Origin of the sequence: Candidatus Pantoea rara, from assembly GCF_051136265.1 — a bacterium.
GTDB lineage: Bacteria > Pseudomonadota > Gammaproteobacteria > Enterobacterales > Enterobacteriaceae > Pantoea > Pantoea rara.
The window spans coordinates 3,247,850-3,269,648 of record NZ_CP194942.1; the positions used below are offsets into that span (position 1 = coordinate 3,247,850).

General features: G+C 56.8%; 21 protein-coding genes. 14 read left to right on the forward strand and 7 right to left on the reverse strand.

What is annotated here, in order from left to right:
* Positions 1-60: 60 nt before the first annotated feature.
* Both mrcB and hrpB read right to left on the reverse strand, forming a co-directional pair.
* The gene (gene mrcB / locus ACR8BF_RS15525) at positions 61-2,592 is read right to left on the reverse strand and encodes a bifunctional glycosyl transferase/transpeptidase (RefSeq protein ID WP_434745236.1); all 2,532 of its coding nucleotides are present in this window, start codon (positions 2,590-2,592) and stop codon (positions 61-63) included.
* A 98-nt stretch (positions 2,593-2,690) separates the two neighbouring features.
* Entirely contained in the window at positions 2,691-5,174 is a 2,484-nt protein-coding gene (gene hrpB / locus ACR8BF_RS15530; protein WP_434745237.1) for an ATP-dependent helicase HrpB, read from the reverse strand.
* 30 nt (positions 5,175-5,204) lie between these two features.
* Here hrpB and thpR point away from each other — a divergent pair, with 30 nt between their 5' ends.
* From thpR to panD, 9 genes are all read left to right on the forward strand, one after another.
* On the forward strand, positions 5,205-5,762 hold the full coding sequence (gene thpR / locus ACR8BF_RS15535) for an RNA 2',3'-cyclic phosphodiesterase (protein WP_292985570.1): 558 nt from the start codon (positions 5,205-5,207) through the stop codon (positions 5,760-5,762).
* Positions 5,740-6,444, forward strand: a complete 705-nt coding sequence (gene sfsA / locus ACR8BF_RS15540; protein WP_434745238.1) for a DNA/RNA nuclease SfsA — start codon at positions 5,740-5,742, stop codon at positions 6,442-6,444. The genes thpR and sfsA overlap by 23 nt, the downstream gene beginning before the upstream one ends.
* A 247-nt stretch (positions 6,445-6,691) precedes the next feature.
* On the forward strand, positions 6,692-7,147 hold the full coding sequence (dksA, locus tag ACR8BF_RS15545) for an RNA polymerase-binding protein DksA (protein ID WP_008925615.1): 456 nt from the start codon (positions 6,692-6,694) through the stop codon (positions 7,145-7,147).
* A 73-nt stretch (positions 7,148-7,220) separates the two neighbouring features.
* The gene (gene gluQRS / locus ACR8BF_RS15550) at positions 7,221-8,099 is read left to right on the forward strand and encodes a tRNA glutamyl-Q(34) synthetase GluQRS (RefSeq protein WP_434745239.1); all 879 of its coding nucleotides are present in this window, start codon (positions 7,221-7,223) and stop codon (positions 8,097-8,099) included.
* Between the two features lie 85 nt (positions 8,100-8,184).
* Entirely contained in the window at positions 8,185-9,603 is a 1,419-nt protein-coding gene (gene pcnB / locus ACR8BF_RS15555) for a polynucleotide adenylyltransferase PcnB (RefSeq protein ID WP_313697868.1), read from the forward strand.
* Positions 9,600-10,085 (forward strand): 2-amino-4-hydroxy-6-hydroxymethyldihydropteridine diphosphokinase, encoded by a 486-nt coding sequence (gene folK, locus ACR8BF_RS15560; protein ID WP_434745240.1) that lies wholly within the window; start codon positions 9,600-9,602, stop codon positions 10,083-10,085. The genes pcnB and folK overlap by 4 nt, the downstream gene beginning before the upstream one ends.
* An 83-nt stretch (positions 10,086-10,168) precedes the next feature.
* Positions 10,169-10,963 (forward strand): 3-methyl-2-oxobutanoate hydroxymethyltransferase, encoded by a 795-nt coding sequence (gene panB, locus ACR8BF_RS15565; RefSeq protein ID WP_179897731.1) that lies wholly within the window; start codon positions 10,169-10,171, stop codon positions 10,961-10,963.
* 15 nt (positions 10,964-10,978) lie between these two features.
* The gene (gene panC, locus ACR8BF_RS15570) at positions 10,979-11,833 is read left to right on the forward strand and encodes a pantoate--beta-alanine ligase (RefSeq protein WP_179897728.1); all 855 of its coding nucleotides are present in this window, start codon (positions 10,979-10,981) and stop codon (positions 11,831-11,833) included.
* A 47-nt stretch (positions 11,834-11,880) separates the two neighbouring features.
* Positions 11,881-12,261 (forward strand): aspartate 1-decarboxylase, encoded by a 381-nt coding sequence (panD, locus tag ACR8BF_RS15575; RefSeq protein ID WP_090964354.1) that lies wholly within the window; start codon positions 11,881-11,883, stop codon positions 12,259-12,261.
* Between the two features lie 138 nt (positions 12,262-12,399).
* Here the strand turns inward: panD and ACR8BF_RS15580 are convergent, their stop codons facing one another.
* The gene (locus ACR8BF_RS15580) at positions 12,400-13,170 is read right to left on the reverse strand and encodes an ABC transporter permease (RefSeq protein ID WP_003854661.1); all 771 of its coding nucleotides are present in this window, start codon (positions 13,168-13,170) and stop codon (positions 12,400-12,402) included.
* A complete protein-coding gene (locus tag ACR8BF_RS15585) occupies positions 13,167-14,096 on the reverse strand; it encodes an ABC transporter ATP-binding protein (protein ID WP_179897726.1) in 930 nt (309 codons plus the stop codon). The genes ACR8BF_RS15580 and ACR8BF_RS15585 overlap by 4 nt, the downstream gene beginning before the upstream one ends.
* A 108-nt stretch (positions 14,097-14,204) precedes the next feature.
* On the opposite strand from ACR8BF_RS15585, the gene can reads away from it, so the two are divergent.
* Entirely contained in the window at positions 14,205-14,861 is a 657-nt protein-coding gene (gene can, locus ACR8BF_RS15590; RefSeq protein ID WP_136197297.1) for a carbonate dehydratase, read from the forward strand.
* A gap of 81 nt (positions 14,862-14,942) precedes the next feature.
* Here the strand turns inward: can and hpt are convergent, their stop codons facing one another.
* The gene (hpt, locus tag ACR8BF_RS15595) at positions 14,943-15,479 is read right to left on the reverse strand and encodes a hypoxanthine phosphoribosyltransferase (RefSeq protein ID WP_179897723.1); all 537 of its coding nucleotides are present in this window, start codon (positions 15,477-15,479) and stop codon (positions 14,943-14,945) included.
* A 235-nt stretch (positions 15,480-15,714) separates the two neighbouring features.
* Between hpt and ACR8BF_RS15600 the strand changes: the two genes are divergently transcribed.
* Entirely contained in the window at positions 15,715-16,998 is a 1,284-nt protein-coding gene (locus ACR8BF_RS15600) for a cystathionine gamma-synthase family protein (protein WP_179897721.1), read from the forward strand.
* Here the strand turns inward: ACR8BF_RS15600 and cueO are convergent, their stop codons facing one another.
* Complete coding sequence (cueO, locus tag ACR8BF_RS15605; protein ID WP_179897719.1) at positions 16,999-18,603, reverse strand: multicopper oxidase CueO; 1,605 nt, start codon at positions 18,601-18,603, stop codon at positions 16,999-17,001.
* A gap of 181 nt (positions 18,604-18,784) precedes the next feature.
* Here cueO and ACR8BF_RS15610 point away from each other — a divergent pair, with 181 nt between their 5' ends.
* From ACR8BF_RS15610 to speD, 3 genes are all read left to right on the forward strand, one after another.
* Positions 18,785-19,132 (forward strand): YacC family pilotin-like protein, encoded by a 348-nt coding sequence (locus tag ACR8BF_RS15610; RefSeq protein ID WP_003854673.1) that lies wholly within the window; start codon positions 18,785-18,787, stop codon positions 19,130-19,132.
* Between the two features lie 102 nt (positions 19,133-19,234).
* Positions 19,235-20,098 carry a polyamine aminopropyltransferase gene (speE, locus tag ACR8BF_RS15615; RefSeq protein WP_179897716.1) on the forward strand — a complete coding sequence of 288 codons (864 nt, stop codon included), beginning with the start codon at positions 19,235-19,237 and terminating at the stop codon, positions 20,096-20,098.
* Between the two features lie 27 nt (positions 20,099-20,125).
* Positions 20,126-20,935 (forward strand): adenosylmethionine decarboxylase, encoded by an 810-nt coding sequence (gene speD / locus ACR8BF_RS15620; protein ID WP_003854677.1) that lies wholly within the window; start codon positions 20,126-20,128, stop codon positions 20,933-20,935.
* A 98-nt stretch (positions 20,936-21,033) separates the two neighbouring features.
* Here speD and ACR8BF_RS15625 read toward each other — a convergent pair whose 3' ends face one another.
* A complete protein-coding gene (locus ACR8BF_RS15625) occupies positions 21,034-21,798 on the reverse strand; it encodes a DeoR/GlpR family DNA-binding transcription regulator (RefSeq protein ID WP_179897714.1) in 765 nt (254 codons plus the stop codon).
* Between the last annotated feature and the right edge of the window lies 1 nt (position 21,799).

Sequence of the window (21,799 nt, forward strand, 5' to 3'; positions counted from 1 at the left end):
GCGTATTGATCAGAAACAAAAAAAGGGCGCCGAAGCGCCCTTTTAGCCTGTCTGACTGATCTATTTGCCAAACATATCTTTAATCCAGCCTGCTACGCCGTCGCTGTCTTTCTGCTCCTGCGGTTGCTGGACTGGTTGTTGCGGCTGCTGTTGCTGTTGTTGCTGATCGAACAGCTGTTGCTGCTGCTGAACCTGCTGCTGCTGTTGCTGACACAGCGCGTTCGGATCCAGCGCCCATACCGGCAGAGAACGCCAGGTGCTGCTGCCCGTTCCACAGACAAAGTTACCGGCCGAATCCACATTCATCATCGACACATCTTCCGGTGGCGTCAGCTGCAACGGCATTGGCGCCTGGATGTCCAGATAGCGGCGGTAGAGTTGCATCGCACCACTGGCCCCATAGAGTTTGGTCGGCTGGTTGTTATCGCGTCCCACCCAGGTAATCGCCACTTCTTTGCCATCAATACCGGCAAACCAGCTGTCTACCAGGTCGTTGGTGGTACCGGTTTTACCGGCCAGATGCGCCTTCGGGAAGCGCGCGCCCAGCGCACGGGCGGTACCGTGATCAGCCACCTGCTGCATGGTGTAAAGCGTCAGATAAGCCGCCTGCGCCGGTTCAACACGCTCTGCCTGCGGATAGCTCTGATAGAGCACACTGCCATCTTCTGCAATCACCGAACGCACCGCAGACAATGATGCGCGGTTACCGCCGCTGGCGATCGACTGGAACGCCTGCGCCACTTCAACCGGCGTCAGGTTCATGGCACCCAGCAGCATCGCCGGAACCGGATGAAGCTGCTCTTTCGGCACACCCAGCTTACTCCAGGTATCGACCACCGCATCCAGCCCCAGCGTCATACCAAGGTTAACCGTCGGCACGTTCATGGAGTTGGTCAGCGCATCCACCAGCATCACTTTTCCACTGAAGCGACGGTCGTCATTCATCGGTTTCCAGATGCTGCCGTTGGGCTGCTTCAGTGCAATAGGCTCATCCGCGATCCAGCTGTTCAGGCGGTAGCTGTTTGGCTGGCTCAGCGCGGTAAGGTAGGTCGCCGGTTTCGCCAGTGAACCGATAGATCGCCGCGCCTGCAGCGCGCGGTTGTAACCGGCGTACTGCGGATCTGCACCGCCGACCATAGCACGGACTTCACCGCTGAAACGGTCAACGACCACCATCGCGGTTTCCAGATCTTTCAGGCCACGCTGTTTTTTCAGCGTCGGAATGCCATCAACTACCGCTTTTTCGGCCGCATCCTGCGACACCGGATCCAGCGTGGTGAAGATCTTCACGCCGGAGAGATCTTTTATCTTGTCGCCCAGTTTCGCCTGAAGCTCGTTACGCACCATCTGCATAAAGGCAGGCTGCGGCGTGATGACTCCGCCTTTAGGCTGCACGCCCAGTGGACGCGCCGACAGCATGTCATACAGCTCCTGGTCGATCACTTTCTGCTGCTGCAACAGTCGCAGCACCAGGTTGCGTCGTTCCAGCGCCAGTTTCGGGTTGCGCCACGGGTTATAGAGCGACGCGCCTTTCACCATACCGACCAGCATCGCCTGCTGATCGAGGCTGAGCTCATCAACCGGGCGGCCAAAATAGTAGAGGCTCGCCAGCGGGAAACCGCGAATCTGATCGCTACCTGCCTGACCGAGATAGACCTCATTCAGGTAGAGCTCCAGGATACGATCTTTGCTATAGCGCGCATCCATGATCACAGCCATATAGGCTTCACGCGCTTTACGCCACAGCGAGCGCTCGTTGGTGAGGAACAGGTTCTTCACCAGCTGTTGCGTCAGCGTACTGCCGCCCTGCACCGCTTTCCCGGCCGTAATATTCGCCAGGAAGGCGCGACCAATGGAGTACGGGCTGATGCCATCATGCTCATAGAAATGCCGATCTTCGGTGGCAATCAGCGTATCGACCAGCAGATCCGGGAAACCAGCGCGTGGCACGAAGAGACGCTGTTCACCATTTGGCGACTGCAGCATAGTGATCAGGCGCGGATCGAGGCGGAAAAAGCCAAAATCACGGCCGGTTTCGAGGTTTTTAATCTCGCTCAGCTCATCTTTCGTGAAACTCATGCGCGCGTGGATCTGCCCCTCTTTACTGTCGGGGAAATCAAACGGGCGACGCAGCAGATCGATGGTGTTGCCCTTCACCGAAAACTCGCCAGGGCGGGTAATTCGTGAGACTTCGCGATACTGAGTTCCTTCCAGCAGCGCTACCATTTCACTTTTGTTGTAGGCCATGCCCGGTTCCAGGCTGACCATGCGGCCATAGACGGTGGCGGGCAGTTGCCACACTTTACCGTCAATACGGCTGCGAATTTCCGAGTCGAGGTAGATGCCCCATGCGACCATGACCACCACAAACACCAGGAACAGTTTAATTAACCATCCCAGCCAACGGCGTTTGCCGCGCGGCGGTTTTCCACCTTTACCTTTACGTGGCACCGGCGCTTCCTCCTCGTCATCATTAAAATCGTCCTGATCGATATCCTGTTCGATATCCCTGCGTCGTCCCCGGCCCGCACTGCTGCGCGGCGGCAACGGTTTACCTTTGCGCCCTATTGGTTCGCGATCGTTCCCAGACATTACTTTTCTTCTCCAGGCAGTGCTTACGGCAGCGCCGCTACTCTAACTGCTTTCTCGCGTGCCGCATGGCAGAACCCTCTGAATTCGATCCAGCGGACTCAACCCTGCGGGGACATTTTTTTGGTTCGCCTTGTTGGCAAGGCGTTGGCCGGATCCTCTGGCCAGGGATGTTTAGGATAACGTCCCTTCATCTCTTTCCTGACTTCCGGCCAGGCACCGCGCCAGAACGCCGCCAGATCACGGGTGATCTGCAACGGGCGCTGGGCGGGTGATAACAGCTCCAGCACCAGCGGAATACGTCCTTCCGCCACGGTGGGATTAGTCGCCTCACCAAACATCTCCTGAATCCTGACCGCCAGCGCGGGCGGCTTGTCCGCATCATAGCGAATCGGCAGCCGGCTTCCGGTCGGCACAGTGTAATGAGTTGGCAGCACAGTATCCAGCCGCTGACGTTGTGACCATGTGAGTAAATGTAAGAGTGCCGTGGTCAGGTTTACCGCCTGCAGGCTGCGGAGATCGCGCACCGCGGACATCTGGGGCAACAGCCACTGCGGCAGGCTCTCAAGCAGACTCTCATCGTCCATGGCGGGCCAGCTCTCTTCCGGCAACCACTGCGCCGCACACTGGATGCGCAGGCGTAGCTGTTCGGCGTCCGGCGTCCAGCCCAGCACCGACAGACCTTTGTCGGCAATCCAGCGCAGCATGGCCGCATGCAGCACGTCCGGCTCCGGGCGCGCCATCGGCTGGGTCTTCAGTATCAGCGCGCCAATCTGCTCACGCCTGAACGCGCGCAACGTGCCCTTCTCTTCGTCCCACTCGACTTCGGTCCGGCGCTCGATCAGTACGGGTTGCTGCTGGCACAGCGTCTCAATGTCGACCGGTAGCGCCAGTAACATCCGGGCATCCGGCGCGGCACTGCCCTGCAACAGGGCGGGTGCAATCAGCCATTCATTGCGCGTCAGGCCATCCTGCTCATCCAGTCTGGCACCCAGCCCGTTGGCCAGCTGATAACGACCACTCTGATCGCGTCGCCGTGCCAGCCGATCGCCAAAGCCCACCGCCAGCAAGTAGGCGAAACGATCTTCATCAACGCGCCCGCCACGGATTTTAAGCCGCTGTTGCCACTGCTGCGCGCGCCGCTGCCAGTGTGACTGCGGCCGATGCAGCGCATCCCGCAAATCGGCACTGCCACTGCGCGGGGGATCTTCCAGAATCGCGACCAGCAGCGCGGCGCTGGCGACCGCATCCGGCTCCTCGCCTGCGGCACAGAGCATAGCAGCCAGTCGGGGATCGCAGCCCAGCTGCGCCATGCGCCGTCCCAGCGCGTTGAGCAGGCCATTGCTGTCCAGCGCCCCCAGACGGCTCAGTTGCTGTTGTGCCGCATCCAGACTTCTGGCAGGTGGCAGGTCCAGCCACTGTAGCTGTTGCGGCTGGGTACAGCCCCACTGCAGCAGATCCAGCCACAGCGACGAAAGATCGCTGTTCACAATTTCCGCTTCGCTCTGCACCGCCGCGCGTGATGCCTGCTCCTGTGGCAAGAGATGCAGACAGATTCCCGGCATCAATCGCCCGGCGCGACCGGCGCGCTGAATCATCGATGCCTGACTGATTCGCTGGGTCTGCAGCCGCGTCACGCCGCTGCGTGCGTCAAACAGTGCGCTGCGCTCCAGCGCACTGTCGACCACCAGCCGAATTCCCTCAATAGTCAGGCTGGTCTCAGCAATGTTAGTCGCCAGCACCACTTTGCGCCGTCCGGCGGCGGCGGGCAGAATCGCCTGGCGCTGTGCCGCCAGCGGCAGTGCGCCGTAGAGCGGCGTCAGATCCACGTCGTCGCTGATGCGTGATTCCAGCTCACGTTTCACCCGCTCGATCTCCGCCACGCCCGGCAGAAACAGCAGAAGTGAGCCATCTTCGTCGCGCAACAGTTGAGCCACTTCACGCGCAACCGCCTCTTCAAAGCGCACGTTCTGATTCAGCGACGCGTAACGTCGCGCAACCGGATAGCTGCGCCCTTCTGAGACAATGAGTGGCGCGTCCGGCAGTAGCGCCACCAGCCGGGCATTATCCAGCGTGGCGGACATCAGCATGATTTTAAGGTCGTCGCGCAGCCCCTGCTGCACATCAAGCAGCAGCGCCAGCGCCAGATCGACCTGCAGGCTGCGCTCGTGAAACTCATCGAGGATTACCAGCGACACGCCCTCCAGCATCGGGTCATGCTGAAGCATGCGCGTGAGCATCCCTTCAGTAACCACTTCCAGCCGGGTCTGAGGCCCGACGCAGCTTTCGCCACGCATCCGGAATCCCACCGTAGCTCCCGGCTGTTCCCCGAGCTGTTCCGCCAGCCGCTGCGCCACATTACGCGCTGCCAGACGACGTGGCTCCAGCATGATGATCCGTCCCGGCAGAGACGCCTGCTGTAACAACTGCAACGGCAGCCAGGTCGATTTGCCCGCACCGGTGGGGGCGGCCAGCAGGACTTGAGAGGCGTCACGCAGCGCCGCCAGGATGTCAGGCAGCACCGCGCTGACCGGTAAATCGCTCACAGCAAACTCCGCTTCTGCCTGTGCTAAGATGGCGCGCATTGTAGCACGTGATATTTGCCGGAGAGCGCCATGGCGACACAACGCTTATTTTTTGCCATCAGCCTGCCTGACGAGGTGCAGCAGCAGCTGGTGCGCTGGCGGGCCGACACCTTTCCCGCCGAAGCGGGCCAGCCGGTGGTCGCAGCGAATTTGCATCTGACGCTGGCGTTTCTGGGTGAGGTCGCTCCGGAAACCTCACAACGCCTGCAGACGCTGGCCAGCCGCATTGAACAACCCGGCTTTGATCTGGATCTGGATGATGCCGGTCACTGGCCACGCCCAGGTGTGGTCTGGCTCGGCTGCCAGCGTGCGCCACGCGGGCTGCTGCAGCTCGCCAGCCTGCTACGGGCGCAGGCTGCCCGGCATGGCTGTTACCAGAGCCCCCAGCCGTTTCATCCGCACATCACGCTGTTACGCCACGCCACGCAGCCGGTTGTGTTACCGCCACGCGGCTTTCACTGGCGTTTTCGCGTCTCTGCTTTTTCCCTGTTTACCTCTGAATATGCCCGGGGCCGCACCCGCTACCGCGCTCTGGCCAGCTGGCCGTTAACGTCTCAGGATCCGCATGCACTTCTCTCCTCCTCTTAAACCTGCCCGCCTGATCAGTCGTTACAAACGTTTCCTTGCTGATGTTATGACGCCGGACGGTGAGGTTCTGACGATCCACTGCGCCAACACCGGCGCCATGACGGGCTGTGCTACGCCGGGCGATCGGGTCTGGTATTCCACGTCCGACAGCCTTACGCGCAAGTACCCTCACAGCTGGGAGCTGACTGAAACGCAGCAGGGCCACTGGATCTGCGTGAATACCCTGCGCGCTAACCAACTGGTGGCTGAAGCGCTGGATCAGAACAGGCTGCCCACGCTGGCGGGATATTCCCATCGTCAGGCAGAAGTGAAATATGGCAGTGAAAAAAGCAGAATTGATTTCCTGCTCAAGGCAGATCTACAACCCAACTGCTATATTGAGGTGAAATCCGTAACCCTTTTACATGAAGGAAAAGGTTATTTTCCGGATGCGGTGACGATTCGAGGACAGAAGCACCTGCGTGAACTGGCAACAGTTGCGGCAGAGGGTCATCGGGCCGTTTTGTTGTTTGCCGTTTTGCACTCGGGGATTGAGGACGTTTCCCCGGCACGTCACATTGATGCGGCGTATGCAGAACAACTGGCTCAGGCGCAGAAGGAAGGCGTAGAGATTTTAGCGTATCAGGCAGACTTATCGGCAGAGGGTATGCTTCTTAAATCGCCGATCAACGTAACCTTGTAATATCTTTTGCAATTTTATGTGTTAAGAATGTTCTGAGCTAAGGGCTGATTACGCTGTTCCTCACAGGCTTGTCAAGGTGTGTTCATGAAGAATTGCCAACCCTGACTGCTTCTGTTATTTATAGCGGCCTGTTTTTTTCCCCAATGGGGGATCGATGTACCCCGCAGACGTCAAATGCAGGATGGCAGCAACGCCCCTGCGAGACGAAAGTCAGAGGGTATAGTGCGTGTTATCCAGGAGAAGCAGCATGCAAGAAGGTCAAAACCGTAAAACATCGTCCCTGAGTATTCTCGCTATTGCCGGTGTTGAACCTTATCAGGTTAAACCTGGCGAAGAGTATATGAACGACGCGCAGCTGACCCATTTTCGTAAGATTCTGGAAGCCTGGCGTAATCAATTGCGGGACGAAGTCGATCGTACCGTATCGCACATGCAGGATGAAGCCGCTAACTTCCCGGACCCGGTTGACCGTGCCGCGCAGGAAGAGGAATTCAGCCTGGAACTGCGTAACCGCGATCGCGAACGTAAACTGATTAAAAAGATTGAAAAAACGCTGAAGAAAGTTGAAGATGACGACTTCGGTTATTGCGATTCCTGTGGCGTTGAGATTGGTATTCGCCGTCTCGAAGCCCGTCCTACTGCCGATCTCTGCATCGACTGTAAGACGTTAGCAGAAATTCGTGAGAAGCAAATGGCCGGCTAATGCCGTGTCCGGTCTGTTACCACGCAGCGGAACAACAGCTGTACTGTCCGCTGCGTGGTCACTTCTGAATCCTATGTCATCCTCCTGTATCGGTCGCTTCGCCCCTTCTCCCTCTGGTGAACTCCATTTTGGCTCGCTGATTGCTGCCCTGGGCAGTTACCTGAGCGCACGCGCGCAAAACGGCGTCTGGCGAGTGAGAATTGAAGATATCGATCCGCCACGGGAAGTGCCAGGTGCTGCCAGCCGCATCCTGCACCAGCTGGAGCACTATGGCTTAACGTGGGATGGTGAAGTGCTGTGGCAGTCACAACGCCATGAAGCCTACCGTGAGGCGCTGACCTGGCTGCAGCAGCATCGTCAGAGCTATTTCTGCACCTGCCCCCGCCGTCGCATTCAGGAGATTGGCGGTTTCTATGATGGTTACTGTCGTGAACGGCAATGCGGACCAGAGAATGCCGCGCTGCGTTTACGCCAGCATGCACCGGTCTTTGCGTTTAACGATCGATTACGGGGCCGCGTGGAGGCAGACAGGCGACTGGCGCAGGAAGATTTTATTATTCACCGCCGTGATGGCCTGTTTGCCTATAACCTGGCGGTGGTGGTTGATGATCATTTTCAGGGCATTACCGAAGTGGTTCGCGGCGCAGATTTGATTGAGCCGACGGTGCGACAGATTGCGCTCTATCAGCAGTTTGACTGGCCAGTGCCCGCCTGGCTACATCTGCCGCTGGCACTCAACCACGATGGCAATAAGTTATCGAAGCAGAATCATGCACCTTCGCTGCCGGATGGCGATGCCAGACCGCTGCTGGTGGCGGCATTACGCTTCCTCGGACAGCCTGTTTCAGGCGGCTGGCAGGACTTAACGCAGGACAAACTGCTGTCTGATGCGGTAGCGCAGTGGAATATCGCTTTGATGCCGCAACAGAACGCCCTGAAACCGGATGCATAGACAACAGCATTCTCAAACGGTTCTCAACAGGCTATGATTAGCCGCTGATTTACCTACACCCTAATTGCCACTGTCGAGGTGTCCCATTTTTACCCGAGTAGCTAATTTTTGCCGAAAAGTCCTGAAGCGTGATGAAGAGGAAGCCCCAGCAGAGGTTGAACCAGAACGTCTGATGGCCATCATCCCTCGTGAAAGCCACAACATCTCACGTAAAGACATCAGCGAAAATGCCCTCAAAGTGCTCTATCGCCTGAATAAAGCCGGTTATGAAGCCTATCTGGTAGGCGGTGGCGTGCGCGATTTGCTACTGGGGCAAAAACCCAAAGATTTCGACGTGACCACTAACGCCACGCCAGAGCAGATGCGTAAGCTGTTCCGTAACTGTCGCCTGGTTGGTCGTCGTTTCCGTCTGGCACACGTGATGTTTGGTCCGGAAGTGATCGAAGTCGCGACCTTCCGTGGACATCATCAGGCGGAAGAGCCGGAAGAGGATCGCAACAGTTCGCAGCGCGCCCAGAGCGGCATGCTGCTGCGCGACAACATCTTCGGCTCTATTGAAGACGATGCCCAGCGTCGTGATCTCACCATTAACAGCCTCTACTACAGCGTGGCTGATTTCAGCGTACGCGACTATGTCGGCGGCATCAGCGATCTCGAACAGGGTATTATTCGCCTGATTGGCGATCCGGAAACCCGCTATCGCGAAGATCCGGTCCGCATGCTGCGCGTCGCGCGTTTTGCCGCCAAGCTCAATATGAGCATTGCGCCGGAAACCGCCGAGCCGATTCCGCGTCTGGCTTCGCTGCTGCGTGATATTCCGCCTGCGCGCCTGTTTGAAGAGTCGCTGAAAATGTTGCAGGCCGGCTACGGTTACAGCACCTATCTGAAGTTGTGTGAATATCAACTGTTCCAGCCACTGTTCCCGACGCTGGCGCGCAACTTCACGGAAAACAGTGACAGCCATATGGAGCGGATGCTCGCTCAGGTGCTGAAAAACACCGATAACCGCATTCACAATGACATGCGCGTTAACCCGGCATTCCTGTTTGCTGCGATGTTCTGGTATCCACAGCTTGAAACGGCCGAACGCATTGCACAGGAAAGTGGCCTGACTTACTTCGAAGCCTTTGCGATGGCGATGAATGATACGCTGGATGAGGCCTGCCGTGCGCTGGCGATTCCGAAACGTATTACTTCGCTGATCCGCGATATCTGGCTGCTGCAGTTACGCATGTCGCGCCGTCATGGCAAACGCGCCTGGAAACTGATGGAGCATCCAAAATTCCGCGCCGCTTACGATCTGCTGGCATTACGGGCGGAAGTTGAAAATAACCCTGAGCTCCTGCGCCTGAGCCAGTGGTGGGGTGAATTCCAGGTGGCTGCGCCGCCGCATCAGAAAAACATGCTGAATAACCTGGGCGACGATCCGGTGCCACGCAGTAAATCGCGTCGCCCTCGCCGCCGTCCTTCCGCGCCGCGTCGTGACAATCAAAACGCCTCATGACACGGGTTTACCTCGCATTAGGCAGTAACCTTGCCGATCCGCTGCATCAGATTGATGCAGCGCTGACCGCACTGGATGCGTTGCCGCAGACGCAACGCATCAATACCTCTCCGTTCTACCGCACGCCGCCTTATGGTCCGCCGGATCAGCCCGACTTTCTCAATACCGCCGTGGCGCTGGAAACCGATCTCAGCCCGGAAGCGCTGCTTGATCATACCCAGCGGATTGAGCGGGAGCATGGCCGGGTGCGCAAGGCCGAACGCTGGGGACCCCGCACGCTGGATATTGATGTGATGCTGTTTGGCGAGACGGTGATCAACACGGAGCGGCTGATTGTGCCGCATTATGATCTGCTGAACCGCGCCTTTATGCTGGTGCCGCTGCTGGCCATTGCGCCGGACGCCTGCCTGCCGGATGGCCGTGCACTCAGTCCCCTTCTTGCCACTCTCGACAGCAGCAGCATCGAGCTGTGGCACGGCTGATCAGACAAACGCAACTCTCTGATTCCGCTCTCTCACGCTATCCAGTAAACTGCGCCCATCAGAATTCCTGAGTTGAGAGCGCCATGAAACCCACCACGATTTCACATCTGCGTCAGGCGAAAGCCAGCGGTAAAAAATTCGCGACGCTGACCGCCTATGATTTCAGTTTTGCCCGTCTGTTTGCCGATGAAGGCATTCAGGTGCTGCTTGTTGGCGATTCTTTAGGAATGACGGTGCAGGGGCATGATTCCACGCTGCCGGTCACGGTCAGCGACATTGCCTATCACACTGCCGCCGTGCGCCGTGGCGCGCCACAGGCTCTGCTGCTTGCCGACCTGCCGTTTATGAGTTATGCCACGCCAAAGCAGGCCTTTGAGAGTGCAGCGCAGTTGATGCGTGCCGGTGCCAACATGGTGAAACTTGAAGGCGGTAGCTGGCTGACTGAGACTGTGCAGATGCTGACCGAGCGTGCCGTGCCGGTGTGTGGCCATCTTGGCCTGACGCCGCAGTCGGTGAATATCTTTGGTGGCTATAAAGTGCAGGGCCGTGATGAAGCCGGAGCCGAACAGCTTCTGGCCGATGCGCTGGCGCTGGAAGCCGCCGGCGCACAGCTAATGGTGCTGGAGTGTGTGCCGGTGTCGGTGGCGCAGCAGATTACCGACGCGCTTACCATCCCGGTAATTGGCATCGGAGCCGGTAACGTCACCGATGGTCAGATTCTGGTGATGCATGACGCGCTGGGTGTGACCGGTGGCCACATTCCCAAATTTGCCAAAAATTTCCTGGCGGAGACCGGCGATGTTCGCGCGGCGATTCGCCACTATATCGCCGAAGTCGAGGCCGGAACCTACCCGGCGGCAGAGCACAGTTTCCAGTAATTCAGGAGAGTCACCGTGTTGATCATTGAAACGCTGCTGATGCTGCGCCAGGAAGTCCGTCGCTGGCGCCTGCAGGGCAAACGCATTGCGCTGGTGCCTACCATGGGCAACCTGCATGAAGGCCATCTGACACTGGTTGATGAAGCCCGGGCGCGCGGCGACATCGTCATTGTCTCGATCTTTGTCAATCCGATGCAGTTCGATCGCGCCGATGATTTAGCGCGCTATCCGCGAACGCTGCAGGAGGATTGTGAAAAGCTGAACCGCCACCAGGTGGATGTGGTTTTTGCGCCCTCACCGGCTGAAGTTTATCCGCAGGGCGCACAGAATCAGACCTTTGTTGAGGTGCCGGTGCTCTCTTGCCTGCTGGAAGGTGCGACGCGTCCAGGCCATTTTCGTGGCGTGGCGACCATCGTCAGCAAACTGTTTAATCTGGTGCAGCCCGATATTGCCTGTTTCGGTGAAAAGGATTTTCAGCAGCTGGCTATCATTCGTAAGATGGTGGCCGATATGGGCTTCGACATTGAAATTATTGGCGTGCCAACCGTGCGGGCTAAAGATGGCCTGGCGCTGAGTTCTCGCAACGGCTACCTGACAGCAGATGAGCGTAAGCTGGCACCTGTGCTGAGCCAGGTGATGAATCAGATGGCGACACGGCTTGAGAACGGCGAGCGTCAGATTGACGAGATCATTGAGACCGCCAGCGAGGCATTGCTGGCGAGGGGATTGCGTCCTGATGGTCTGGCGATTTGTGATGCAGAAACGCTGCAGCCGCTGACGGTAGACAGCCAGCGCGCGGTGGTGCTGATGGCTGCCTGGCTGGGCAAAGCTCGCCTGATTGATAATCAAACTGTTGACCTGACGCTGTAACGCCTTCTGCTGAAGGTTATTTTCTTTCTCTGACAAGGTTTCTGGCTATGATTCGCACTGTTCTGCAAGGCAAATTGCACCGCGTCAAAGTGACGCAGGCGGACCTCAATTATGAAGGTTCCTGCGCTATCGATCAGGATTTCCTGGATGCATCCGGCATTCTGCAATATGAAGCTATTGATATTTATAACGTCACCAACGGTCAGCGCTTTTCCACCTACGCTATCGCGGCTGAGCGCGGCTCGAAAATCATTTCGGTCAACGGTGCAGCAGCCCGCTGCGCCTGCGAGGGCGATATATTAATTATCTGCTCCTATGTGCAGGTTGAGGATGCCGAAGCGCGTCAGTGGCAGCCTAAAGTCGCCTATTTTGAAGGTGACAACCAGATGAAGCGTCTGGCGAAAGCACTGCCAGTACAGATCGCCTGATTAATCGTTCCCCTGACAAAAAAAGGGCCGCCCGTAAAATGGCTGGCCCTTTTCTTTTCTGATAACTCAACCGGTTTGGTTGCCAACTGAAAAAGCCACGCCCTTATTCCGGCGTGGCCCTTACCTTTCGGGTTGACGTCAGGTACGCAATCCGCGCCCGCGCTGTATCAGCGCATAGACCAGCCAGTAGAACACCAGTATAAAGGCCACCAGCACCGTGAGCGTAAACACCAGCGGCACATCATTAATGCCCAAGAAGCCATAACGGAATCCGCTAATCATATAAACGATTGGATTGAGTTTAGAGACTGCCTGCCAGATTGGCGGCAGCAGACTCAGCGAATAGAACACGCCGCCCAGATAGGTCAGTGGCGTCAGCACAAAGGTCGGGATCAGGCTGATATCGTCAAAGGTACGGGCAAATACGGCGTTCAGCAGACCGGCCAGTGAAAACAGAATCGCGGTCAGCAACAGCGTGATCGCGACCATCGACCATGAGTGCACCTGGAACGGCACAAAGAACAGCGAGATGGCCGTCACCAGAATGCCGACGCAGACACCACGCGCTACGCCACCGCCAACATAACCGGCAATGATGATGTGGGTGGGCACCGGTGCAACCAGCAGCTCTTCAATGTTGCGCTGGAATTTGGCGCTGAAGAACGACGACGCGACGTTGGCATAGGCATTGGTAATTACCGCCATCATGATTAATCCCGGCACGATGAACTGCATATAGCTGAAGCCGTGCATCTCACCGATGCGCGAGCCAATCAGGTTGCCAAAGATGATGAAATAGAGCGTCATGGTGATGACCGGCGGCACCAGCGTCTGGATCCATATACGGGCGAAACGGTTAACCTCTTTGGCCCAGATGCTCTTCAGCGCCACCCAGTACAGATGTGTCATGCTTTTACTCCTGTTTTTCCCTGCGTCGTCAGGCCAACGAACAGCTCTTCCAGACGGTTGGCTTTATTGCGCATACTCAGCACCTGTACACCCTGCGCGCTCAGCTGGCTGAAGACGCTGTTGAGGCCCTGCTCACGCAATACTTCCACTTCGAGCGTTGAGGTATCGGTCAGACGGTACTGGAACCCTTCCAGCGTTGGCAGCGGGCTGCGCGGTGCCAGATCCAGAATAAAGGTTTCCGATTTTAGCTTGGACAACAGCCCTTTCATTGAGGTGTTCTCTACCAGCTCACCGCTCTGAATGATGCCGATGTTGCGGCACAGCATCTCTGCTTCCTCAAGATAGTGGGTCGTGAGAATAATGGTGGTGCCTTTGGCATTGAGATCCTTCAGGAACACCCACATAGATCGGCGTAATTCGATATCCACGCCAGCCGTCGGTTCATCCAGGATCAACAGCTTAGGCTCATGCATCAGTGCACGGGCGATCATCAGACGACGTTTCATGCCGCCGGAGAGCATACGGGCACGTTCAGTGCGTTTGCCCCACAAATCGAGCTGCTTCAGATACTTCTCTGCCCGTTCAATGGCTTCACGACGCTCGACGCCGTAGTAACCCGCCTGGCTGACGACGATCTGCATCACCGTCTCGAACGGGTTAAAGTTAAACTCCTGTGGCACCAGGCCGAGCTGGCGTTTGGCATTCACCACATCTTTATCCAGATCGTAGCCAAACACCCGCACGCTGCCCTCGGATTTATTGACCAGCGAACTGATAATGCCGATGGTTGTCGATTTACCGGCACCGTTTGGCCCCAGCAGCGCATAAAAGTCACCCGCTTCAACGTTAAGATCGATGCCCTTCAGCGCCTGCACGCCGCCGGGATAGGTCTTGGTCAGCCGGGAAAGTTCCAGTGCATAAGTCATTCTGCATCCATACCCTGTTTTGGTGGCATTGCAATGCCGTTTAAATTTATCAGGCCCTGGCATATAGTACGCGCGCGCACTTTGCGCAGTAACCGGTCGCTCAACGCCATGACAGACATCAATACCCTGATCAGAAACAACCGCGAATGGTCAAAATTACTGGTTGAAGAAGATCCCAGCTTTTTCGAGCGGCTTGCCCAGGCACAAAAACCGCGCTTCCTGTGGATTGGCTGCTCTGACAGCCGTGTCCCTGCCGAACGCCTGACCGGACTGGAACCAGGCGAACTTTTTGTTCACCGCAATGTTGCCAATCTGGTGATCCACACCGATCTGAACTGTCTGTCCGTGGTGCAGTACGCTATCGAAGTGCTGGAAGTGGAACACGTAATCGTGTGTGGCCACTACGGCTGCGGCGGCGTGCAGGCAGCGATGGATAATCCGGAGTTAGGATTAATCGACAACTGGCTGCTGCACATCCGCGACCTCTGGTACAAGCATAGCGTGTTGCTGGGGGAACTCCCGCCGGATAAGCGTCTGGACAAACTGTGCGAAATCAACGTTATTGAACAGGTCTATAACCTGGGGCATTCGACCGTGCTGCAATCTGCCTGGAAGCGCGGCAAGGATGTCTCCCTGCACGGCTGGGTATACGGCATTCAGGATGGCTGTCTGCGTAACCTTGATGTCACCGCAAACAGCCGGGAGATCCTCGAACAGCGCTACCGTCACGGCATTGCGAATCTGCGGATGAACAGCGAGTCCTGAGCCGATCGCGGCGTAAAGCGCGACATAGCCTACACCAGGCAACCGGTGCAGGCCTTGGAAGAATGTGCGGTCACAGCAGTATCAGGATTCCAGCGGCACCACTTTGCCGATGTAAGGCAGATGGCGATAGTGCTGAGCATAGTCGATGCCAAAGCCCACCACGAACTCATCCGGAATTGCAAAGCCGACATATTCGACGTTCACGTCGACTTCACGGCGCTCTGGCTTATCCAGCAGGGTACAGATCGCCAGTGATTTTGGCTGACGCAGTTGCAGAATCTCACGTACTTTGCTCAGGGTGTTACCGGAGTCGATGATATCTTCGACGATCAGCACATCCTTGCCACGAATGTCTTCATCCAGATCTTTCAGGATTTTCACATCACGGGAGCTGGACATGCCGCTGCCGTAACTGGAAGCCGTCATAAAGTCGACTTCATGGGGTACATCAATGGCGCGACAGAGATCAGCCATGAACATGAATGAGCCGCGCAGCAGCCCTACCAGCACCATATCACTGCCGCTGTCGCGGTAGTGCTCGTTAATCTCTTTGCCCAGTTCAGCGATGCGCGTGGCGATTGCCTGTTCAGGGATCATCACTTCAACAGTGTGTTTCATAGCGTTCCGCCCGGTTACGTCAGAAAAGCCCCGAAGTCTATCACAGACGCAGCCGTGACGGCTGTGCAGCCCCATACGCAAACGATTACCTCCCGAAATTTATTACCCAACGCCTGCGGGTAACTAAAATGCGCATTACCTTAGAACATTCTGGCATTTACCAGCATGATTCGCTGCGTGGTAGCCTTTATCCAACAGATCGTTACCCTACTCGCGCCGCTGGCCGGAGATCACAATGACTTCATCTTCAAGCAAAAAAACGCATATCGGTGACAGGCCGCTGCACCCTGAAACCCAGATGCTGAACTATGGCTATGATCCCCGTCTCTCTGAAGGTGCGGTGAAGCCGCCGGTGTTTCTGACCTCGACCTTTGTCTTTGACAGCGCTGAAGAGGGACGGGATTTCTTCGATTACGTCTCTGGCCGACGTGAACCACCGGAGGGCAAATCAGGTGGGCTGGTCTATTCCCGCTTTAATCACCCGAACAGCGAAATTGTTGAAGATCGGCTGGCGGTCTATGAGCAGGCAGAGAGCTGCTCGCTCTTCTCTTCCGGCATGGCGGCCATCTCCACTACCCTGCTCACGTTTGCCCGTCCGGGCGAGGTGATCCTGCATTCCCAGCCGCTCTATGGCGGCACCGAAACCCTGCTCAGTAAGACGCTGCATAATCTGGATATCAAAGCAGTCGGTTTCAGCGACGGTAATGATGAAGTCAAAGTGCGTGAAGCCGCTCAGCAGGCGATGGCTCAGGGCCGGGTAGCGGTGATCCTGATTGAAACACCGGCGAATCCCACTAACAGCCTCGTCAATATCCGCTTGATGGCGCGCATCGCCGATGAGATTGACCAGCAACAGGGTTCACGACCGATTATCGCCTGTGACAACACGCTGCTCGGCCCGCTGTTCCAGCAGCCGCTGACGCTGGGCGCTGATCTGTCGCTCTACTCGCTGACCAAGTATGTTGGCGGTCACTCTGACCTGATTGCGGGCGCGGCGATGGGCAGTAAAGTGCTGATGGCAAAAGTGCGCGCCCTGCGCAGCGCAATCGGCACGCAGCTGGACCCGCACTCAAGCTGGATGCTCAGCCGCTCACTGGAAACGCTGTCGCTGCGGATGGAGAAAGCCTTTCACAATGCAGAAGCCGTCGCGGCGTTTCTGCGCGATCACCCGAAGGTGGCGAAGCTGCACTGGCTGCCCTATCTGGATGCGGAGAGCGCCGAAGGGAAAACCTATCGCGAGCAGTGCAGCGGCGCAGGTTCGACCTTCTCATTTGATATCACTGGCGGCCAGCCCGCTGCATTCCGTTTTCTTAATGCGCTGTCGCTATTTAAGCAGGCAGTGAGCCTGGGCGGTACGGAGTCGCTGGCCAGCCATCCTGGCAGCACCACTCACTCCGGCGTGCCGCAGGCGGTGCGTCAGCGTATTGGTATCACTGACGCCACGGTGCGGCTATCGATTGGCATCGAGAACGCCGGTGACCTGATTGAAGACATCAGGCTGGCGCTGGAGCAGGCGTAATCAGCTCACAGTGAAGCCCAGCATCATGCCGGTATCTTCATGCTCCAGCAGATGGCAGTGGGCCATGTAAGCGTGTTCGGCGGTGGCGACATAGTTGAAGCGCACCAGCACTTCACTGCGCCAGCCGTCGACATTCACCATATCCTTCCAGCCCTGCCGATGCGGGGCGGGCGGTTTGCCGTTTTCTGAGAGAATACGGAACTGGGTGCCGTGAATGTGGAACGGATGCAGCATGGCATCGCCTTCCCCTGAAATCGTCCACTTCTCATAATCACCCAGCTTCACCGCAAATGACGGCTTCGTCATATCAAAGGCCTGACCGTTGATCGTGTTGCCGTTGCGGAAATCGTAACCCGCGGGCGGCGTATTGCCGTGCATGCTGTGATCCATGTTTTCCATATTTTCCATCGGCGGCATCGGCTCGGCAGCCGTTTTCTCCTGCATCTGCGGCATCGAATGATGAGCGCCCTTGCCCATCGCTTTCTCACCGTAGCGCTGCATTAATGCCTGCATTCCCTGCTGGTCCAGCTGCGGGTCCATCATCAGTTGCAGCCAGCGTGCCGTCAGGCCGTCGGTGGAGGGCAGCGCGGGCAGCGTCGCCAGCTGATCCGGCAGCGTGGCGCTGGCCATCACCCGCAGTGGCAGGATCTGCACCAGTGGCAGCGGCTGGTCAAACGGCGGCAACGTCATGCCCATCTGCTCCGTTGGCAGCGTCACCATATCAAAGGCCTTACCGTCAGAAGTATCGATCATCACCTCAAAACGTTCACCCGGCAGGATCGGCAGCGAGTCAAGCTTCACCGGCTCGGCCAGCAGGCCACCATCGCTGGCGATGACAAAGAGCGAACGTTTATCACTGGTGGCAACGTGCAGCGAACGGGCATTGCAGCCGTTGAGCAGACGCAGACGCAGCCAGCCGCGCGGCACCGCATGCTGCGGATACGGCACACCATTGGTCAGCATCATGTCGCCAAACCAGCCCACCGCGGCGCGCATCACATCAAGTTGATAATCGATAAGGCGCCCATCTTTGGTCAGTTGCTTATCCTGAAAAATCAGCGGCACATCATCCACACCCCACTGTGTGGGCAGCCTCAGCGTTCCACTCTCTTTGTCTTCCAGCAGGATCAAGCCCGCCAGCCCCTGCGCCACCTGATGCCCGGTTTTGCCGTGCAGATGCGGGTGATACCAGCAGGTCGCAGCGGGTTGATCGGGCGTGAAAGAGACCTGGCGCGACCCGCCAGGCGCAATTATCGCCTGCGGGCCACCATCCACGGCGCCGGGAATTTCCAGCCCGTGCCAGTGCAGGGTTGTCGCTTCGCTAAGCCGGTTATGGATGTTCACCGTCACCGGTTTGCCACTCTGCATCTTCAGCACCGGCCCCAGCAGGCTGCCGTTATAGCCCCACGTCGGCACCGCGTTGCCGTTCCACTGTGTGGTGCCCTGCATGGCGGTGAGGCTGTAGCTGCCCCTGGCATCGGGTTCCAGCAGTGACGGGATCGGCAACAGCGGACGGGTAGCCGCCATCAGCGGACGGCTCCAGAGCGGCAAGGCTCCGGCTGCACTCAGTGCGGCGGTGAGTTTCAGGAAATGGCGACGTTGCATGGTGATCATCCTTGTGGCATTGGAGCGAACAGCCTAAACCCTGACCTTATGGGAAGGTCAAGTCTTACCCGTGCGGATCTGACGAAAAAAGGCGTTACAGCGGCTTGCAGCCCCAAATTAATCGAAAACCTGAGAATAACTGTGCTAACGTCATGAGCAATATCCATTGAAGAGAACGACTATGAAGCAAAGTATCAGGATCCTGCTGTTGACGGGACTCCTTGGCTTCTCCTCCACCAGTTTTGCTCTGAGCGAATCCGAAGCGGAAGATCTGGCTGATCTTACGGCGGTTTTTGTTTATCTGAAAAATGATTGTGGCTATCAGGATTTACCGGATGCGCAGATTCGCAAAGCGCTGGTCTTTTTTGCTCAGCAGAATCGCTGGGATTTAAGCAACTACAGCAACTACAATATGAAAGCGCTGGGTGAAGACAGTTATCGCGATCTCAGCGGCATCGCCATCACTAACGACAAAAAATGTAAGTCACTGGCCCGCGACTCGCTGAGCCTGCTGGCCTACGTCAGGTAACAGCTCTGCCCTCTGCAGCCGGACATTGACCGTGCAACGACGGTCAGTGTTAGCTATCATGTGCCGCCCATCTTCATGGCGATGTCATCAGAGGAGAGCACCATGGCCCACAATGAAACGTGGTATGAAACCCTTCATGCCGGTTTTGGCCAGTATTTCACGGTAGACAACGAGCTGTACCGTGAGAAAACTGCGCATCAGGATTTAATCATTTTCGAAAATGCCGCGATGGGCCGTGTGATGGCGCTGGACGGCGTCGTGCAGACCACCGAACGCGACGAATTTATCTATCATGAAATGATGACCCACGTTCCGCTGCTGGCGCATGGCGCGGCGAAGCGCGTCCTGATCATCGGCGGCGGCGACGGTGCTATGCTGCGTGAAGTGTCACGTCATCCGGAAGTCGAAAAGATCACTATGGTGGAGATCGATGCGGGCGTCGTTACGTTTTGTCGCCAGTATCTGCCGAACCACAGCGCAGGTGCCTATGACGATCCGCGCTTTACGCTGGTGATTGATGACGGGGTTAACTTCGTCAACCAGACGCAGGAAAAATTCGATGTCATTATCTCCGACTGCACCGATCCGATTGGTCCAGGCGAGAGTCTGTTTACCTCCGAATTTTATGCCGGTTGCAAAGCAGCCCTTAATGAAAATGGCATCTTCGTGGCGCAGAATGGCGTCTGCTTCCTGCAGCAGGATGAGGCCGTCAACAGCCATCGCAAACTGGGCCATTACTTTGGCGATGTCAGTTTCTATCAGGCAGCGATTCCGACCTATTACGGCGGCATTATGACTTTTGCCTGGGCGAGTGACAATCCGGCGCTACGCCAGCTTGATACCGCCACTCTGCAGACACGATTCGAGGCCGCTGGCCTGACCTGCCGTTATTACACACCTGCGATCCATACCGGCAGCTTTGCCCTGCCACAATATCTGTTAAATGCGTTATCTGACGCGAGCTGATCGTGCATTTTTAAGGGGTTAACAAAATTGCAAAAGCTGAAACTACATGGCTTCAATAACCTGACGAAAAGCCTGAGTTTTTGTATTTACGATATCTGTTATGCGAATACTGAAGCTGAACGCGATGGTTACATCGCCTACATTGATGAACAATATAACGCTAACCGATTGACAGAAATCCTGACTGAGACCTGCTCAATCATCGGGGCTAATGTGCTCAACATTGCGCGTCAGGATTATGAACCGCAGGGAGCCAGCGTCACGATTCTGGTCAGCGAAGAGCCGATCGATCCTAAAGATATTGATAACTCCGAGCATCCCGGCCCGCTGCCTAACTCGGTGGTGGCGCATCTCGATAAAAGCCATATCTGCGTCCATACCTATCCGGAGAGCCATCCGGAAGGCGGACTTTGCACTTTTCGCGCCGATATCGAAGTCTCAACCTGTGGCGTAATCTCACCGCTTAAGGCGCTGAATTATCTGATCCACCAGCTGGAGTCAGACATTGTCACCGTCGATTACCGGGTGCGCGGTTTTACCCGTGATGTGAAAGGCATGAAGCACTTTATCGATCACGAGATCAATTCGATTCAGAACTTCATGTCTGACGATATGAAAGCGATGTATGACATGGTGGATGTGAATGTCTATCAGGAAAATATCTTCCATACCAAGATGTTACTGAAAGAGTTCGACCTTAAACATTACCTGTTTAACACCCGTCCGGAAGATCTCAGCCCGCAGGAGCACAAGCGCATTACTGACCTGCTCTGGAAAGAGATGCGTGAGATTTACTACGGCAGAAATATCCCCTCAGTGGGCCTGAAGACCCTTTGATTAACAGGCGCGCAGCGTTACGGCCTGCGCGTCTTATCCCGCCTGTTTTCTCCCCCACCGGTTTTAGAATGCGGTCTGGAAAAGATGGCGCGTTCTGTTCAGGCGGACGTCAGCGCCAGCGTAATCCCGCGCTCGCGCAGCGCGCGGCAGACCGTTTCATCTAACCGACTGTCGGTGACTACATCGGTCAGATCATCCACCGGTGAGGCGCAGAACAGTGACCAGGAACCATATTTGCTGCTGTCTGCCAGCAACACCCGACGTGCGGCATTAGCCAGCAGATCGTGTTTCAGCCCGGCTTTCTCCTCGGTCGGCGTGGTAATACCGCGCTCAAGGCTCCAGGAGTTACAGCTGACAAACGCGATATCGGGATTGATGCTGCGCAGCAACCGGCGTCCATGTTCGCCCACACAGGACTGACTGGAGTCGTCGATGCGTCCGCCAATAATCGTCACCTCGATCTGCTTAAACTCAGACAAAAACAGGGCAATGTGCAGATCGGCAGTGATGACCCGCAGTGGCAGATGCGTAAGCTGCCGCGCCAGCTCCAGCATCGTGGTGCCCGCATCCAGCACCACCGCATCGCCCGACCGGACAAAGCTGGCGGCGCATTCCGCGATCGCCTGCTTCTCGGCCAGGTTACGCTGCATTTTCTCCAGTGTGGTTGGCTGGGCAGGAATAAAACGATTCAGGGTCACGCCGCCATGACTGCGGCTGATCACGCCCTCTTTATCCAGCTTGATCAAATCACGTCGAATCGTGGCGGGTGAGGCGGAAATCGCACTGACCAGTTGCTCAACAGTCACCAGATTATGGCTTTTCAGGTAGTCCATAATCTGGTCAAGACGGCTCTGTCCCTTCATA